10 protein-coding genes and 2 pseudogenes are annotated in these 17,374 nt (G+C 59.0%); 5 read left to right on the top strand and 7 right to left on the bottom strand.

All coding sequences use genetic code 11. The annotated features are described in order from the left end of the window. Positions 1-73 precede the first annotated feature (73 nt). The 3 genes and pseudogenes from XI09_RS10885 to XI09_RS10875 form a co-directional block, all read left to right on the top strand. A pseudogene (locus XI09_RS10885) lies at positions 74-403 on the top strand (YybH family protein); the annotation flags it as partial. 105 nt (positions 404-508) lie between these two features. After that, positions 509-1,720: an adenylate/guanylate cyclase domain-containing protein gene (locus XI09_RS10880; protein WP_271566829.1), complete on the top strand. Its 1,212-nt coding sequence runs from the start codon at positions 509-511 to the stop codon at positions 1,718-1,720. A gap of 27 nt (positions 1,721-1,747) precedes the next feature. Further along, the gene (locus XI09_RS10875; RefSeq protein ID WP_271566828.1) at positions 1,748-3,829 is read left to right on the top strand and encodes a hypothetical protein; all 2,082 of its coding nucleotides are present in this window, start codon (positions 1,748-1,750) and stop codon (positions 3,827-3,829) included. 258 nt (positions 3,830-4,087) lie between these two features. On the opposite strand, the gene XI09_RS10870 is transcribed toward XI09_RS10875, so the two are convergent. From XI09_RS10870 to XI09_RS10855, 4 genes are all read right to left on the bottom strand, one after another. Further along, positions 4,088-5,476 carry an alpha/beta fold hydrolase gene (locus XI09_RS10870; protein WP_271566827.1) on the bottom strand — a complete coding sequence of 463 codons (1,389 nt, stop codon included), beginning with the start codon at positions 5,474-5,476 and terminating at the stop codon, positions 4,088-4,090. A 291-nt stretch (positions 5,477-5,767) separates the two neighbouring features. Next, positions 5,768-5,971, bottom strand: a complete 204-nt coding sequence (locus tag XI09_RS10865; RefSeq protein ID WP_271566826.1) for an ABC transporter substrate binding protein — start codon at positions 5,969-5,971, stop codon at positions 5,768-5,770. 102 nt (positions 5,972-6,073) lie between these two features. Then, positions 6,074-6,994 carry an ABC transporter substrate-binding protein gene (locus XI09_RS10860; RefSeq protein WP_271566825.1) on the bottom strand — a complete coding sequence of 307 codons (921 nt, stop codon included), beginning with the start codon at positions 6,992-6,994 and terminating at the stop codon, positions 6,074-6,076. A gap of 235 nt (positions 6,995-7,229) precedes the next feature. Beyond that, positions 7,230-10,580: an AAA family ATPase gene (locus XI09_RS10855; protein ID WP_271566824.1), complete on the bottom strand. Its 3,351-nt coding sequence runs from the start codon at positions 10,578-10,580 to the stop codon at positions 7,230-7,232. Positions 10,581-10,887: 307 nt separating this feature from the next. On the opposite strand from XI09_RS10855, the gene XI09_RS10850 reads away from it, so the two are divergent. Continuing rightward, positions 10,888-11,808: an ankyrin repeat domain-containing protein gene (locus tag XI09_RS10850; RefSeq protein ID WP_271566823.1), complete on the top strand. Its 921-nt coding sequence runs from the start codon at positions 10,888-10,890 to the stop codon at positions 11,806-11,808. A gap of 75 nt (positions 11,809-11,883) precedes the next feature. On the opposite strand, the gene XI09_RS10845 is transcribed toward XI09_RS10850, so the two are convergent. The 3 genes from XI09_RS10845 to XI09_RS10835 all read right to left on the bottom strand — a co-directional run bounded on the left by XI09_RS10845 (position 11,884) and on the right by XI09_RS10835 (position 15,530). Then, positions 11,884-12,444 carry a c-type cytochrome gene (locus XI09_RS10845; RefSeq protein ID WP_271566822.1) on the bottom strand — a complete coding sequence of 187 codons (561 nt, stop codon included), beginning with the start codon at positions 12,442-12,444 and terminating at the stop codon, positions 11,884-11,886. Between the two features lie 88 nt (positions 12,445-12,532). Beyond that, positions 12,533-14,215, bottom strand: a complete 1,683-nt coding sequence (locus tag XI09_RS10840) for a pyrroloquinoline quinone-dependent dehydrogenase (protein WP_271566821.1) — start codon at positions 14,213-14,215, stop codon at positions 12,533-12,535. Between the two features lie 673 nt (positions 14,216-14,888). Continuing rightward, the gene (locus XI09_RS10835; RefSeq protein WP_271566820.1) at positions 14,889-15,530 is read right to left on the bottom strand and encodes a DUF4286 family protein; all 642 of its coding nucleotides are present in this window, start codon (positions 15,528-15,530) and stop codon (positions 14,889-14,891) included. A gap of 161 nt (positions 15,531-15,691) precedes the next feature. Here XI09_RS10835 and XI09_RS10830 point away from each other — a divergent pair. Further along, positions 15,692-16,756: pseudogene (locus XI09_RS10830) on the top strand (IS110-like element ISBj4 family transposase). The last annotated feature ends 618 nt before the right edge of the window (positions 16,757-17,374 follow it).

Genomic DNA, 17,374 nt, shown 5'->3' with positions numbered 1-17,374 from the left:
CATGGCGCTGTTCGGGTCACCTTCAGGAAGCGGACCTCGCGGCACCCTAAGCTGAGGTCAGCAGCGGGCCTGGGACGCTGCCTTCGGTAAAGGAGACGCAAAGGCTATCGCCGCATTCTATGCCGACGACGCGATCTTTCTTCCGGCCAGCCATGAAGTTATCAAAGGGCCGGCCGGCGTGGAAAAATTCTTCAGCGGCATTTTCGCGGGAGGCGCGACGGGCCATAAGCTCGAAGTTGTTGAGGCGCATGGCAACGGCACGCTGCTTTTCGGTGCAGCGAAGTGGTCGGCCAAAGGCAAGGACGCCAGTGGAAAAGATCAGCCGTGGGGCGGCCTTGCGACGCATATCTTTGAGCGGCAGAGTGATGGCAGCCTGAGGATCAAGCTGCACACGTTCAATTAAACGTCTTGATCGCTGGACTAACTGGGCCGCGGGCAGAGCAACAAAACATTCTGTCCGGCCCCTCCTATAGCCTGACGACCGACGACTCCGAAAGCCAAGTGTCGTATGGAGTGCTCAAGCTGTAAGGCCACCATTCCAGAGGGCAGCAAGTTCTGCATTGAATGCGGGGCAGTGGTCTCGGTCGCGTGCCCGACTTGTCAAAACATTAATCCACCGCAAGCCAAGTTCTGCCGGAAGTGCGGGGGCCGGCTGGTCATTGACGCCACGATCAATCGCACGGAGCCGCTGTCGGCCACGCCGCCGATATCTGGACTGACGACACTCTCCGCGGAGCGTCGGCAGGTCACGGTGATGTTTTGCGATCTTGTCGGTTCGACCGCGCTCGCCACTCGGCTCGACCCTGAAGATTTGCGAGATGTGATCGCAGCCTATCATCGTTGCGTCGCGAGTAAGGTCGCCTCCTGGGACGGTTTCGTCGCAAAGTATATGGGCGATGGCGTGCTCATCTATTTCGGATATCCGCAGGCGCATGAAGATGATGCAGAGCGGGCAGTCCAGACCGCTTTGGCCATAATCAGGGCGATCAAAGAGGTCGCAGCGCCTGACCGACTTGAGGTACGGGTTGGCATAGCCACGGGGCTTGTGGTTGTTGGAGACCTGGTTGGCGAGAATGAGTCTCAGGAGCGTGGAATTGTCGGAGAAACGCCCAATCTGGCAGCGCGACTACAAGCCCTGGCGGAACCCGGCGCTGTCGTTATCGAGCCAAGCACGCGCCTTCTGGTCGGTAAATTGTTCGACTACCAAGACCTTGGAGATGTTCCGCTCAAGGGATTTTCGGAACCAGTTCGTGCCTATGAGGTCATCGGGACGAGCGCTGTCGAGAGTCGCTTCGAGGCGCTTCACGCGACGGGCCTCGCGCCGCTCGTTGGCCGCGACGAGGAGATCGAGCTGCTGCTGCGCCGTTGGGCCAAGGCGAAAGCCGGTGACGGCCAAGCAGTTCTGATTTCCGGCGAGCCAGGAATCGGCAAGTCGCGTCTCGCAGCGACGATTGTCGAGCGGATCGGCCGAGAACCGCACACCCGCTTACGTTTCTTTTGTTCACCCCACCACACGGACAGCGCCTTTCACCCCATTATTAGCCAGCTCGAGCGAGCTGCCCGCTTGCAGCGCGATGACGATGCGCATGCCAAGGTCAACAAGCTCGGTGCTCTGCTCTCACAAGGATCGGCTCGGCCAGACGACTATCGGCTTATCGCGGACCTGCTATCCCTGCCCGACGTAGGACGATACCCGGCGCTTCAGCTCAGCCCACAGTAGCGCCGGCAGCGGACGATCGATGCGCTCATGCGACAACTCGAAGGTCTCGCCCACCACCAACCCGTCCTGCAGATTTTCGAAGACGTACATTGGGCCGATCCGACGAGCCTCGACTTACTCGACCGCAATGTCGAGTTGATCCGGAAGGTGCCGGTGCTGCTTCTTATAACATTCCGGCCTGAGTTCAATCCGCCGTGGGTCGGCGAGCCTCATGTCACGGTCATGACTTTGGGTCGGCTCGGTCAGCGCGAGGGCGCAGCACTGATTGAGGGGGTCGCTGGAGGCCGGATGCCTCCCGAAATGGTCGGTGAGATAGTCGAGCGTACCGACGGCGTGCCTCTATTCGTCGAGGAGTTGACGAAGGCGGTGTTGGAAGCCGGTATCGATGGAGCCGCCGCGGCGAGCACATTATCGATGGTTCCGTCGCGTAGCGTGCCCGCTAGTCTGCATGCGTCGCTGATGGCCCGGCTCGATCGGCTCGGTCCGGGCAAAGAACTCGCTCAGATCGGCGCGGCCATCGGGCGAGAGTTCTCATACGAGCTGCTCGCGGCGGTCTCCTCGCATTCAGAGGCAGCATTGCGCGCCGGCGTAAAAAAGATCGTTGCTTCCGGTCTGGTCCTTTGCCGTGGCACGCCGCCCGACTCGTCATACCTGTTCAAGCATGCGCTCGTGCAGGATGCCGCCTATGGCACGCTCTTGCGCCGAACGCGGCAACAACTACATGCCCGAATTGCCGAGGCGCTCGAAACGCAATTTCCCGATCAGGCGAAGCGAGAGCCGGAAGTTTTGGGACGCCATTTCTCCGAAGCCCAGTGCCCAGACCGCGCCGCCGGCTATTGGCTCAAAGCGGGAAGGCAAGCGGCAGAGCGGTCCGCCAATTTGGAAGCCATCAGGCATCTCTCCAGAGCGCTCGAGTCACTAAAGATGCTGCCGGAGAGTCCCGAGCGGGATCGACAGGAACTGATCGTTCAAAGTGCAATCGGAACACCCCTGATTGCGGTTCACGGCTATGCCGGTCCGGAGACCGGGATAGCATTCAGCCGGGCGCGCGAACTCGGAGCACGCCTTGGAGATGCTGACGCCTTGTTTTCGACCCTCAGTGGACAATGGGCCTTTCACTTTGTGCGCGGCGATCACGAGAACATACGCGAGCTGGCCGCCGAGGCACAGCGTAGAGCCCAGGAAATGCACGATGAAGCGCTGGAGCTCGCGGGGTACCGTGTTTCAGGGCTCAATGCTCTTTACTTCGGGGAATTCGAGCAGGCCAGGTCCGATTTTGAGACCATTCTTCGTGTCTATGACACTAGCCGACATCGCCCGCCACCGGTGCACTACGTTCATGACCCGAAGTTCTATGCGATCGCGTATCTTCAGGTCATTTATTGGATTCTGGGGTTTCCCGATCGGGCACGGAGCTGGCAGCGAGCGGCGCTGGACTATGCGGCCGAATTGAATCAGGCCGTTCTCAACACTCACGTAAGAATTTACGGAGGCGCTGGCCTCGACGAACTGATCCTCAACGTGGCCTCCACGCGCAGCTATGCTGATGCAATCGTAGACCTCGCTGATCAACATAACCTGCGATACTTCCGGCTGAGCGGCCTGATCCTTAGGGGTTGGACTATGGCCCAAGAGGGAGATGGAAAAGACGGCCTAGCGCTGATACGTCGCAGCGCCACAGAGCGGCTAGCCATGGGAGTCAGCTGGTACCAGATCCGGTATCTGTGCATGTTGGCGCAGAGTTATCTGCGACATGGGCGCGCCGAGGAGGGTCTGGTCGCCATCGCGGAAGCCAAGGACATCCGTGCGCTCACTGAGGAACATATGTGGGCGGCCGAACTCAACCGGATCGAAGGCGAGCTACGGCGCATCCAAGGAGCCGCCCCAGTCGAGGTCGAGAGGCTCTTTCAGAACGCTCTCGCGATTGCGCGAGATCAGAAAGCCAAATCATTCGAGCTTCGAGCCGCGATCAGCTTGGCGCGATTGCGGCGTGATCAAGGGCATCCTACCGAAGCCAAAGACCTGTTGGCGCCGATCTACGACTGGTTCAAAGAGGGATTTGATACGCCAGATCTTGCTGACGCAAAGGCGTTGTTGCAAGATTTGTGAGTCATTCGGCGTGCAAATTTTTGGCTCTGACTTAAATTTTTGATGCAGTTTTGCGAATTTCATGATGCTCGTGGGTGCGACATCTGCGGTTGCACTATGGACTACGGCACGGGCGACGGCCGCTTTGGGTCAAACTGAGAAGTCCGGGCGCTCAGCCGGCAGGTCAGCTTTGCCCCCAACTCCAGACAAGCCGCTGCATCGGACCAACTGACGCGATGGGCCACTAGCTGACAATCGCAAGACATCGATCGAAACCGCCTAGTCTACTCGAAGGAATGATTCCAGTTCGTCGAAAAACTGCGGCATGCCAGGGTCGTTTTCCAAAGGCAGATGGTTCTTACCGGGTAAGGAAACGAATTTTGCGCCCTTTATTCCGGCGCCCATCAGCCGACCTTGCTCAAGCGGAACCATCGCATCATCTCGGAAATGCAGCACGAGTGTCGGGACAGTTACCTGCGGAAGAAGGTCGCGAACGTCGAAGTTACTTACCGTTTCGTAGTATCTGGCAGCGCTTTCCGCCGACAAACTCCGTCGTTGCATTTCATTGAACGCAAGCGCTTGTTCCTTGGTAGCGCCCGGTATTAGTTGCGAGGCCAACATCTGCCGGAACGTTGGATCTTCAGAGCTCCATCCCAGTCTGATGAGAGTTGCCGTAGCCTTGTATCGCTCCAAGTCCGCGGCCGTGTTCGAAGGCCTCTTGAATCTGCCTGTCACAAAGCCACCGAACAAGATGAGCTTGGATACTCTTTCGGGGTGGCGGACCGCATACGCGATCGACACCGCGCATCCCTGCGAAAAACCAAAGATAGGAAAGCGTTCGAGGCCGACTGCATCTGCGACGGCCTCCATGTCATTTACCCAGGCGTCCAGCGATAGTTCACTTTGGTCCCAATCAGACAAGCCGTTGCCGCGTGCGTCATACCGAACGAGTTTGTGCCGCTTCGTCAAACCTACAAACAGGTGACGATACAGAGGAAGCTCCCAGTCGAGCTCCAAATGATTGATCCAATTCGCTGACTTCAACAAGAAGGGACCATTGCCAACAACTGAATAAGCCAGTCGGACGCCGTCCTCAGATCGGCAATATCGGATCTCTTGCTGAAACTTCGATGAGGAGGGATTTGCCGTCTCTGAAGAGGCCAAGCGGCTTCGCAACTGAATTGCGTAGGCTTCGATCGGGCGCGCGATGTTCTTAAGAGTCTGAAGCCCAAGAGGTTCGATAGGGTGACCGATCTTTCCATCGATCTGGTCGAAGACGGCTCCGGATATGCAAATACCTCCGGGGTCAGCTATGCCTTCTAATCGTGCTGCGATATTAACTCCGTCACCGAGGAGATCATCCCCCTGAACGACAACGTCGCCCAAATGAATACCTATCCGAAACCGGAGCGCTAGGTCTTCCGGCTGACCACCCTCAGCCTCAAACAGCTGAAGCTGAACGGCCACGCAACATTCAACCGCGTCCGTTGCGCTGGGAAACTCGGCGAGAATACTATCGCCCGCGGTGTTTGCTATCCGGCCGCCGAAATCAGAGATAAGCCCATCGACAATTTGCCGATAGGCGGAAAGTGTTTGAAGGGTGGCAGTCTCGTCATGGCTTATTAAACGAGAATAACCTGCTACGTCGGCTGCAACGATGGCAGCCAACTTTCGTCGAAGCGTTGCGCGGCCCAATTCCCTTCACCTCCCCCTTCAGTGCCTCGTTACACTAGAGTCTGGCAGGCGGCTGCAGCTATTGCCGTCAAGATTAAAACAAAATCTTGAGCGCGGAGCAATTCAAAGCAGAGGATTCTTGCGCGTCCGTTTGGGGTCAATTGCGTCGGTGTGCCCCTGAGCCGGGCACTTCCGTTCTAACCGCATAAGCAGACATCGCCAGACTGGGCAGGCATGTCTCAAACGGGCCACAAGCGGACTAGTGCGCCGGGACGACTAATACGTTTATTCAATCACCTGATCCGCGCGGGCGAGCAACGTTGGCGGTATCCCGATGTTCAAGGCATTGGCCGTCTTGACATTAATCACCAACTCGAACTTTGCCGGCTGTTGAATCGGAAGCTCGGCAGGTTTGACGCCATTGATGATCTTGCCGACGTATGCTGCGCCTCTCCTGAAGAGATCGACGAGATCGGGGCCGTAGCTCATCAGTGCTCCCATTTCGGCCGCATCACCCTGGATGGGTGCGACGCACTTCCTGATGCAAAGACAGCACAAGGTCGCGACCGAGATGGCGCTGAATGTGCTCGCCTACAATGTCTTGACATTAATCACCAACTCGAACTTTGCCGGCTGTTGAATCGGAAGCTCGGCAGGTTTGACGCCTTTGATGATCTTGCCGACGTATGCTGCGCCTCTCTTGAAGAGATCGACGAGATCGGGGCCGTAGCTCATCAGTGCTCCCATTTCGGCCGCATCGCGATAACCAAAAATCGTCGCTAGTTGTGCCTCCCGCGCAGCATCAACGATATTACGCCGATACGTCCATAGGAGCCCCTCTGGAAAAACAATGAGCCCCTCGACGTTTCCGCGAAGTGAACGGAACACAGTGTCGATGTCCTCGGCTCGCCGCACATCGTAAGCGTTGAGAGTAAGCTTTTGCGATTGTGCTGCCTGCTTCACCGCATCAAGGTAGAAACGGCTGCCAGGATTCGCAGAATTCCAAAGTGCACCAATTCGAGTGAGTTTAGGGGCTGCTTCGTGCAGAAGCTCGAGCATTTTGGCGTTTGTTTCCGGCGTGACCTCCAAAGAAAATCCAGTCAAGTTGCCACCGGGATGAGAGATGCTGGCAGCGAGGCCACCTCCTACGGGATTAACGACGGCAAGCGCGACGATTGGTATCTGTGCTGTAGCCTTCTTGATAGCAACCGCTGGCGGATGGCCAGCCGTGACAATCACGTCCGGCTCACTCTGGACCAACTCCCGCGCCACATCGTCATATTGGCTCTCATGACCAGCCATCCAACGGTACTGGATCGAGATGTCGCGCCCCTCACTATAACCTAACTCCTTCAATCCTCGCCTGAAGGAATCAGCAAGAGGGTTCGGACCCGCCGCAACCGAAAAGAAAACCACTCGCCATACTTTTCCTGGTCTCTGCGCCTTAACCGATCGCGGCGCAAGCACAGTGATAATAATCCCGCTTGCAACGAGGCCTCGTCTATCGATCATGCGACGCTCCTCCTGAAGGTGCGTTACGCCTGTGCAACGGCACGATACACGCTTGTCCCCACCCGTGACCCGCGAAACAAGGTCGCAGCGAGAGAGGTGGTCAACCGTGAGGGCCGCTCTGGGTCAATCGCGTCGTTTGGCCACCGGGCAGCCACTTCCGGTCTACTCCGATCAACAGACATCGAGAGACCGGCCTGGTTGGTCCGGTTCGTGCCAAAAGCTGACCTGCCACTCATTAGGCCAGCTCGGCGAGTAACGTTTTGGCCTGCTTCAAATCCCATGTGTCAAAACCCTCGGTGAACCAGCCGTAGACCGGGGCGAGAAGTTCGCTGGCCTCATCCCGTTTCCCTTGATGGCGCCACAGCCGCGCCATGCTCATCGCGGCGCGCAGCTCGAACGATTTTGCCCGCTGCTTGCTGGCGACTTCGAGAGATTGAACAAAGCTTGCTTCAGCTTCCTTTGTGGATGCTCCGAAAAGCAATCGGAGTTCACCCTCAATTCTGAGCACGTCGGCGTGCCAGAGAGATTCGCCCGTTTCGGCTATCAGCTCCTTGGCTTTTCTGATCGCGCTCAGGCTATCCTGCATATCTCCAGCGCGTGCTTGTAGGATCGCAAGCAGAGAATGGTAGTGCGGGGAATGAAATCGAACTTGTTGTTCGGCCGCATGTATTCCGTGTTTCATCAGCGCAATGCCGTCTTCCAGCTGCTCTGCGCACCCGATCGCCCAACCGCTCAGTATTTGACCGCAGCTTTTGGCCCAAAGTGGCAGCCGCGCTTCAAGTAGTGCGTTCAAGTTCTCAACGTAGCTCTTGACGTCTTTTGTGTCGCCGAGCAACAGGGATAACTGTGCGCCAGCGTAGATGCCAACGATGCCGCTTGTATTCGCATGGTTTGCGTCCCGGGCATGCTTGATTGCATTTTGGCGCGCTGCGACTGCCTGGTCGGGGTATCCCAAGGCCCACAGACTCAGTGCCAGATAGGCGAGACCTGACGCGCGCGGATCTGCAACGTAAAGCACCGAAAGAGATTGGTCCGTTTCGGCCTTGTCGATTGCAAGGATCTGTTCCAACTGTGCTCTCGCCGCCTCGAACTCGCCCATTTCAAGCAGCGAAGCGCCCATGGCGCGGTGCGCGATCAGTCGCGCCAGACGGTCGCCGGTGCGCGCGGCCAGGGATTGGCAGCGTTCCGAATACTCCAGTGCCTTGGGGATCTTCCCGCTCGCTATGCAATAGGCATACTGGCCGTAGAGGCTCGGCAATAGGTGCTGCGTGTCGCCTAATTTTTCACACAAGGCGATGGCACGATCGCGTGCAGCTCCGACGAGGGGGTTGCCATACCCGTGCTGAGCGGCCAAAGGCGTGCCCAAAGCGAGCTGGAAGTCGAGTTCCTGCCGGTCTTTCTGAGTCGAGTCCGGCAGCGTCATCAACATCTCCAGGCCGCGTCTGAGATGACGCACAGCCTCCTCGTCGGCGGAGCGCTCCGCCGCACGCCGTCCGGCCTTCAACCAGTATGAAATAGCGCTCGCTGCCTGTCCGGCGTTTGTGAAATGGCGCGCCAACAACTCGGGTTCGATGTTGGCACGCTCGGGAAAGAGCTGTTCGAGCACTTTGGCAATTCGTGCATGCAGCTTCTGACGGGGTGCCCGTAGCAGCGTGCTGTAGGCGGCATCTTGCACCAAGGCGTGCTTAAAGGTGTATTCCGCGTCTGGCGGCATTCCGCGCCGGAAGATCAGTTCGGCGGATCCTAGCTGATCGAGTGCTCCATTCAGCTCAGCCGAGCTTCGCTGCGCTACGGACTTCAGCAGCTCGTAGGAGAACGCCCGGCCGATAGCCGCGCCAACCTGAGCCACCTCTTTGGCGAGTGAGCCGAGCCGATCAAGTCGGGCCATCAGCGAGGCATGGAGGCTTGGAGGGACGGCGACAGACGGCGAGGGAAAACTCGCAGCTGATCTCTCAGCACCTTCCTCGCCTGCCTCCATCACGGCTTTGGTCATTTCCTCGACGAACAGGGGTATGCCATCAGTGCGCTCAATAATGTCCTGTCTGATGCCCGCAGGAAGCAGCGTGTTTCCGGACACCCGGTAGATTATGGCCTTGCTCTCGTCCTCGCCGAGGCGGTTTAGATGGACCTCGGTGATATGTGGCTTTCCGATCCACGGCGGGTTGAACTCGGGTCGGTACGTGATAATCAGCAGCACCCGGAGATTTTCTAGGAGATCGACCGTACGACTGAGTGCTTCAAGGCTCGTCGGATCGATCCAATGCACGTCCTCGAAGATCATCAGGACGGGACTGGACTTGGATAGAGCCTCAAGTTGTGCGGTGAGCGCTTCAAACGTCTTTTGTCGGCGCTGCGCCGCAGTTAGCTCTAGACTGGGGTATCGTCCGTTGTTCGGCAGGGAAAGCATTTCAGCGAGCAGCGCAGCGTCTTGGCGTGGCGTCAAAGTCTGCGCCAGCAGGGTGTCTGTTTTGTCGAGCTTTGCTTGTATTGGGTCGTCATGCACGAACCCAGCCGCACGCTCCATCTGGCTAATGATCGGGTAAAGCGCGCTGTCTGTATGCTGCGGTGAGCAGAAATAGCGCAAGCGGGTGTACGGCTCGGAAGCTAGTCGTTCGACCACAGCCGCGGTGAGCCGTGATTTGCCAATTCCCGGTTCACCAGAAAGCAACACGACTTGGCCGTGGCCGGTCGTTGCCTTCGACCAGCGCCGCAGCAGCACGTCGAGTTCCTCTTGGCGCCCTATGAGTTCTGTCAGTCCGCCCGCGTGTAGGGCTTCGAAGCGGCCCTCGACTGCGGAAGGGCGCAGCGCCGCCCAAGCCCTGATGCGGCCTGGGATACCTTTAAGTTCCTGCCGTCCGAGGTCCTTGAGTTCAAACAGATCTCCCAAAAGCCTTCGCGTGCTCTCGGCAATGACAACGGTGTTCGGCTCAGCCAAGCTTTGCAGGCGCGCGCCAAGATTGGGGGTTTCGCCGACGATGCCGCGCTCCTGTGCTTCCCCCGATCCGATCAGATCGCCAACAACCACTAGCCCGGTCGCGATGCCGACGCGGGTCTGCAGCCGAACGGACAATTTGAGTGCGCCCACTGCAGCAATCGCTTCCAATGCTGCGCGCACGGCTCGCTCGGCGTCGTCCTCGTGTGCTTGCGGATAACCGAAATAAATGAGCACGCCGTCGCCCATGTACTTCGCGACGAACCCCTCGAACCGGCGCACAGCGCCGGCAACGCAAGTCTGATAGGCCGAAATGATCTCACGCAGATCCTCCGGGTCCATACATGCAGAGAGCGACGTCGAACCGACAAGGTCCGAAAACATGACGGTGACCTGGCGGCGCTCGGCCGTATCGTTGGCAGCTTTTTCCTTCGCCGGTGGAGTGTCGAATATTAGTGTTGGCGCTCCCGCCTCTGCGCGCAACCCCGCGATAGCGCTAAGCAGCTTACGGCGATGCCCTACAAGTCCTACCCCAAGGTCCTTCAAGTCCTCCGCCGTCAAGCTCGGCAGGACTGTCTCATCAATCTGATTGTCGCGGAATGCCGCCTCATACTGTTCGAGGCCAAGCTTCCGCAGCCAACCTCCGACGTCCATGACGGCGCCCTCTGGTTCGGCTAGGGCTGCATGATCCCCCCGGCGAGACGGCCTGTCTAGGGGGCCGCTTAGGACCGCTTAGGGTCAAGATGCGAAATACTCCGCGCGAGCAGATATATTCCGCTTCGCCCCCAAACCCAGACATTGCCCGATGCGGTCGGTACTTCGCATTTGGGCCAAAAACAGAAGTTCGCGCTTCCGTAGTCTGGTGCACTTTGAGGCGGCAGCTTTGGTGATGTCGGCCAACTTGGCATCGACCACGCGCTGTGTCATGTTGCATGAAGAAATGGCGAGGGAGGGTTGTCTCTTGTCCCGGCACGTTGCAGCTCTATGCTCGGGCGCATTGCTCGTACTTGGCACTTCGTCGGCGGCCCTCGCCGTCGCCTCGGAAAGATGTCAGGAAATCGACCGTCGGTTTCAACCCGCGCAATCTCAGATCACTGCAATGGAGGTCTCCTTACTTCTATTCTCTGCAGCGGACGAGAATTGTACCGAGCTGGCGACCTGGCTGCTGGACTATGGCGCGTCAGTGGACGCGCGCGACCGGTTTGGAGCCCGCCCGCTCAGCCACGCCGCGCGATCTGGCCATCTGGAAATGGTCGATCTTTTGCTTGCGCGTCGCGCTCCAATTGATGCGCGCAATCTCGCGGGCGCAACGGCGCTATACTTCGCGGCTGAACGCGGCCATGTCGCGGTCGCCCGGCGACTTGTTGAACGCGGCGCCGATGTCAAACTCACCGGACGCAGTGGAGTATCTCCGGTCGCGGCCGCCGCTTATACAGGCAGCGACGCAATCGTCGAAACGCTGCTGGCGCATGGCGCCGACCAAGGCGCGCCCGACGACACCGGAAAACCGCCAATTGTCTACGCGGCGGCCCGCGCCCGGCTTGACATTGTGAAGCGCCTGCTTTCGCGAAACATCGACATCAATGCCCGCTATCCGAATGATCTGACGCTGCTGATGTGGGCTGCGGGTCCGGATGAAAAAATTCCGGAGACGGACGCCGTCGAGGTTGTGAGGTATCTACTGGATTCAGGCGCGCACATCGATGATCGCGATGCCCGCGGCCGGACCGCTCTCATGATCGCCGCCGAAGGTGGGCACGCTGAGATCGCCAGCCTCCTGCTCGTGCGAGGCGCCGACCCCTCGCTCAAGGACAACGCTGGCAAACGCGCCGCGGATCTCACCTCACTATCGTTGTTGCGTGATCGACTGGCTACGCCGTAGCGAGGGCGCGTCTTAAAACATCCGGAAAAGTGTGAAGCGCGATGATGACTCTTCCCAATCTCATCGCGCTTTAGTCTAAAGACCAGCGAGATATTGCGCGAGCGCTGCAAGATCGTCGACAGGCGTGGCGAGCATCAGATCGGTCATGCCGGGGTTGTTGCCGCGCGTACGGGTGCGGAAATCGGCGATTGTCTTGGCAAGGTATTCCCGGCTCTGGCCGGCCAGGCGCGGTGTCGTGCCACTACCTTGAAACTGATCGAGATGACAGCCGGTGCAGCCTACCGAGTGCTCGGCGCTGATCGCCTGCCGGGCTATTTGCTTCGGCGCGCGGGGTTGGCCCAGATCAGGCCACGGCTTTTGCGCGAAATACTCCGCGATCGCCAGCATGTCGTCCTTCTCGAAGGACGACACGGTCGGCTGCATCATCTCGTTCTTGCGATCTCCCCGTTTGAAGTCGCGCAGTTGGATGTAAATGTAGCCTGCTTGCTGTCCCCAGATGACGGGAATCGACTTGTCGCTCGGCCTGCCGTCCTGGCCGTGGCAGCCGGCGCAGACCTCGACTTTCTCCGCGATGCTTTGTGCAAAGGCGGGGGCTGCGGTCAATAATGCCCCGAGGATCATCCCGATCGAAATCATCCAGCCCAAACTGCAGACCGTCGAGTTCCGGTGGGGTTTGCAGAAGCGGGGCCGACTCTGGCCCCGCTTGGGTGATGGCGACGTTCGTTCAATCGAGCGTAAAGGCGATGATGTTGTTGCCACGCCTGAAGTTCACCTGAGTGTTGCCGCCCGCGCCGACCACGATATATTGCTTACCGCCCACCGAATAGCTGGACGGCGGCGCATTGACGCCCGCACCGGCGCGGAAGCTCCACAATTCCTTGCCGGTGGACGAGTCGTAGGCGGCGAACTTGCCGTTGCCTTCACCAGCAAAGACCAGACCGCCCGCGGTGGCGAGAATGCCGCCGATCATCGGCTCTGGCGTGTTCACCTGCCATCTGATCTTGCCCGTGTTGTAGTCGACGGCGGTGATATTTCCCGCCTGCCTCTCACCTGGAATGGCCGTGAAGGCGCCACCAAGCCAGAGCTTGCCGTTCGGATAGGGCGAGTTCTCGACCCGGTAGTGCATGGGCTGATGCAGATTGATGGCGTAGGCGAGTCCCTGTCCCGGGTCGGTAGCGATCGGCGACCATTCGACGCCGCCGTTTGCCCCCGGAAGCATGCGCGCGCCTTCTTTGGTCGGCAAGGTCCACATATTCTCCTGCGGCACCATCGCCTCGGAGAACCGGATCAGGCTGCAGTCTTTCCGGTCGTGAACATAGATGTGACCGGTTTTGCCGGCATGGATCACGCCCGGAATGGTCTTGCCGTCCTTGCCCTTCACATCCACCAGCACCGGCGGGCTCGCGGCATCGAGATCCCAGACGTCGTGGGCAATATACTGAAGGTGGCAGACGAAGTTTCCGGTATCCAGGTCAAGCGATACCAGCGAGTTGGTGTAGAGATTGTCGCCGGGGCGCGGCGCGCCGTCGAGGTCGGGAGACGGATTGCCGACCACGAAATAGATCCGGTTGGTGGCGAGATCGACAGCGGGATTTTGCCAGACGCCGCCGCCCAGCTTCTTGTAGGGGTCGCCGATCTTGGCGAGTTGGTCCTTTTCAGCCTGGATATCGCGATGCATGTCGCGCCCCGTAGCGTCCTTGGTTGCCCAGACGCCGACGGAATTTTCGGGGATGGTGTCGAAATTCCAGACCAGTTTGCCGGTCTTCGCATCATAGGCCCTGACAAAGCCGCGGACGCCGTATTCGCCGCCGTTGGTGCCGATCAAGACCTTGTCCTTGACGACCGTCGGAGCCATCGTCTCGCTGTAGCCGAGCTCGGGATCGGCGATATCGCTGCTCCAGACGACATCGCCAGTCTTCGCATTCAATGCCACCAGCTTGGAGTCCAGCGTGGCCAGAAAAACCTTGTCACCGAGAACCTGGACGCCGCGATTATTGGGACCGCAGCAGTAGGTCGTTATGGGCCCCATCTTGTGGCTATAGTGCCAGAGCTGTTCGCCCGTCTTGGCGTCGATCGCATAGACGTGGCTGAACGATGTCGTCACGTACATCACGCCATCGATCACGATGGGCGACGTTTCCATGGATTCCTTGACCTCGGCCTGGAAGATCCAGGCGACGTGCAGGTTTTTCACATTGCCGCGGTTGATCTGCTTTGCGGGATGAAAGCGCGTTTGAGCGTAGTTGCCATTGGTCAGCAGAAAGTTCGTTGCATTCTTGTCCGCTGCATTGAGCTGGTCTTGAGTGACCGGAGAAACCTTCGCCTCGCGCGGAGGCGACCATTCATCCTGCAGCTTGACTTCTTGCGCATGACTTGATGCTGCGAGCGTGCAGCCCAGGCCGAACAACGTGGCGTATGCAACAGAATATCTTTTCATGGCTCAGCCCCGTAATTATTCGAATTATCGGAACAGGCGCTCATGTACGTCTGCTCTTGAATTCTGATCTTGCGAAACCTGTTTGACAAGCAAAAAGCCGTAGGCGTGCGCGCTCAAGCCTTCGGCGTTCGCGGCCGCGAAATCAGCGCGCGTTGCAGCACCCAAATCCTGCGATTCGGCTACGCGAGTGCGGCAGCGCCGCATGCATTTCAGAAGGACGCAGCTGCACACAAGCGTGCGCTGCCGATAAGAGATACGTCGGCAACCAGTAAGCACCCTTAGGTCATGGTCACTGGCATAAATTCAGCGGACGATCTTGAGGCATTGCCGCCAGACTATCGCGCGCCCGATCCAGCGCGGCTCGGTGATAGCCTAGTCGTCGGGTACCACGATCCATTGCCCGTAATGACGACCGCGACAAAGCCCATTATCGCTATGGAAGCACCGTTCGGCTGTCGCCGAGGCGGACAATTAAAGCGAAAAAGCAACAGCGATAAAACAACCAATAGAGAGTGTCCGAGTTGGTCAATCGCGTCGGTTTGCTACGAGCCAGTGACTTCCGGTCTATCGCCGACTCCGGACATATCGCTAAACGCACTAACTGGCGCGACGGGCCAGAAGAAGAAATGAGGGACTTGAAGTTTCACGTTCCGGCGCGGACTCGCGCGCAAAGTAACTGATATATTCCCGGCTGCCGGTCGATGCCCGCAGCACCAGCGAGCTCGCCGCAGGCAAGTTCGGCTTCCCGAAGTCGAAGTGTTTCAACAAGGACACAGCCGGCGATTCTCACATCGCCACCACGTAGTCGCTCTTCTTCCGCGATATCGGTCGGTACGGCTCTCCACATCTCCCATCGAGCGATCCCCGGTACCATTCCCCACTTGCCAATTGAAGCCGTTAAGACGGCTTCGTTCATGGCCTCTGAAAAACGAGCAACTACGCACATTGCACCGCGCGCCGAACCTCCTGACGCAACGAGAGAACACGCTGAACGGGTCATGTTTTGAAAGGCTTCGGACATGATGCGTCGTGTCCACGGCGTTGGATTGTTGAGGCGGTCCATATAGGCAGCAGAGGAGAGAACGTCCGGTTCATCGACGAGATAGCAGCAGAAATGCTGAGGTTGGCCAGTTAGAGCTTCCCAGCGTCGTCCGAGACGGAATCCCGGAACAGCCAGGCGCTCCGGAAGATGTTCGGCTTGATACCAGTGCTCAAAATCGCTCTCTCTTCCCGGAGCAACATCATTCCAGATCGCGAGCAAGCCTTGGCAATGTTCGAATGACAAGTTGTCGGCCCCCAGACCATGCAGACTTCCCGAATGCCTCACTATGGGTCACTCGCCGACCTAGGTCAAAGTCCTGCCTTGTCGGCTAATGGGATGGTCCGGCCGTGCTCCTGCCCCGCCAGCGATAAGCTGGCCAGGGGCGCCAAGACAAGGAGCACGCCATGTCCCAGACACCCAGTACTGCGATCGCCGTGATCGGCATCGATATCGGCTAAAACTCATTCCACGTCGTGGGCCACGATGCGCGCGGCGCCATCGTGCTGCGGCAAAAGTGGTCGCGTGGCCAGGTGGAGGCGCGGCTTGCCAATATGCCGCCTTGCCTGATCGGCATGGAAGCCTGCGTCGGCGCACATCATTTGAGCCGCAAACTCGCATCGTTAGGTCACGATGCCAGGTTGATGCCGGCCAAATATGTCCGCCCTTATAGCAAGGGACCGAAGAACGACTTCAATGACGCCGAAGCGATTGCCGAAGCCGTGCAGCGCCCGACGATGAAGTTCGTGGCGACCAAGACCGCGGAGCAACTGGATCTGCAGGCGCTGCATCGGGTGCGCGAGCGGCTGGTGTCGCAACGCACCGGCATCATCAACCAGATTCGCGCCTTCATGCTGGAACGCGGGATCGCGGTGCGCCAGGGTATCGGCTTCCTGCGCACAGAACTGCCCACCATCCTTGCGACGCGCACCGATGCCCTGTCGCCACGCATGTTGCGTGTCATCGAGGAGTTGGCAGGCGACTGGCGTCGGCTGGATCAGCGCATCGATAGCCTCTCCGGCGAGATCGAAGCACTGGCCCGTCAAGATCAGGCATGTTCGCGCCTGATGACGGTGCCTGGCATCGGGCCGATCATTTCGAGCGCCATGGTGGCCGCGATCGGCACTGGAGACGTCTTCTCCAAAGGCCGTGACTTCGGCGCCTGGCTCGGACTGGTGCCCAAGCAGATCTCGACGGGAGACCGCACGATCCTCGGCAAAATCTCAAGGCGCGGCAATCGCTACCTGCGCGTTCTGTTCGTGCAGGCGGCATGGGTTGTGCTGGTCAGGATCAAGAACTGGGAACGTTACGGACTCAGATCCTGGATCGAAGCCGCCAAGAAGCGATTGCACCACAACGTGCTGGCGATCGCGCTCGCCAACAAGCTTGCTCGCATCGCCTGGGCGGTGCTGGCTAAAGGACGCGCCTTCGAGCTGACAAGGACCAATGATGCAGGCGTCCGACCCGCTTGATCCTCGCGTCGTGCTCGGCGCGGTCAAGGCGCGGCCTGGCAACGCCGGAGCCAGCCGCAAGCCAAGCGCAACGGCCGGCCCTGACCGCCCGTGCGCGCGACGCGACGCATGTCCTGCGGGCCGGGACGAAGGAACGGCCCCTGGCTCGAACACAGGAACTGCGAGGTAGGAGGAGCAAGCGATGAGGTAACCCCATCAACAGGTTCCAGCCGAGGTCTGCGAGAGGATGAGACGAGATGGAGGTTCGGTCTTCCCGGCGCATGCGAACACTGGTGACCCAAATGGCCCAATCGAGGCCTGTCGGCTAATGAGAACGCACGCGCGCTGATATCCATGATGGCCCGGAGAAAATGCTCCAATCAAAGGCCGGATACATTGATGCAAGACCACTCACCACCAATCCGACGAAATCTTCTTGCAACGCACGGCCGGACCATACATTAGGGTCAAAAGCGTCGGTTTGGTGCTCGGCTGCGAACTTCCGGTCTGCTCCTATGAACTGACATGTAGCTGCACCACATCAACGGAAGCGATGGGCCCAGGCTGTGTGAGAACCTCTTTTGGGGCAGGTCGAAAGTCCGGCATCGGCTGGCGGCTCGATTTAGGCGGCCGGATGAG

Source organism: Bradyrhizobium sp. CCBAU 11386 (assembly GCF_028128955.1).
Taxonomy (GTDB): domain Bacteria; phylum Pseudomonadota; class Alphaproteobacteria; order Rhizobiales; family Xanthobacteraceae; genus Bradyrhizobium.
This window is presented reverse-complemented; position numbering and strand designations above follow the sequence as displayed.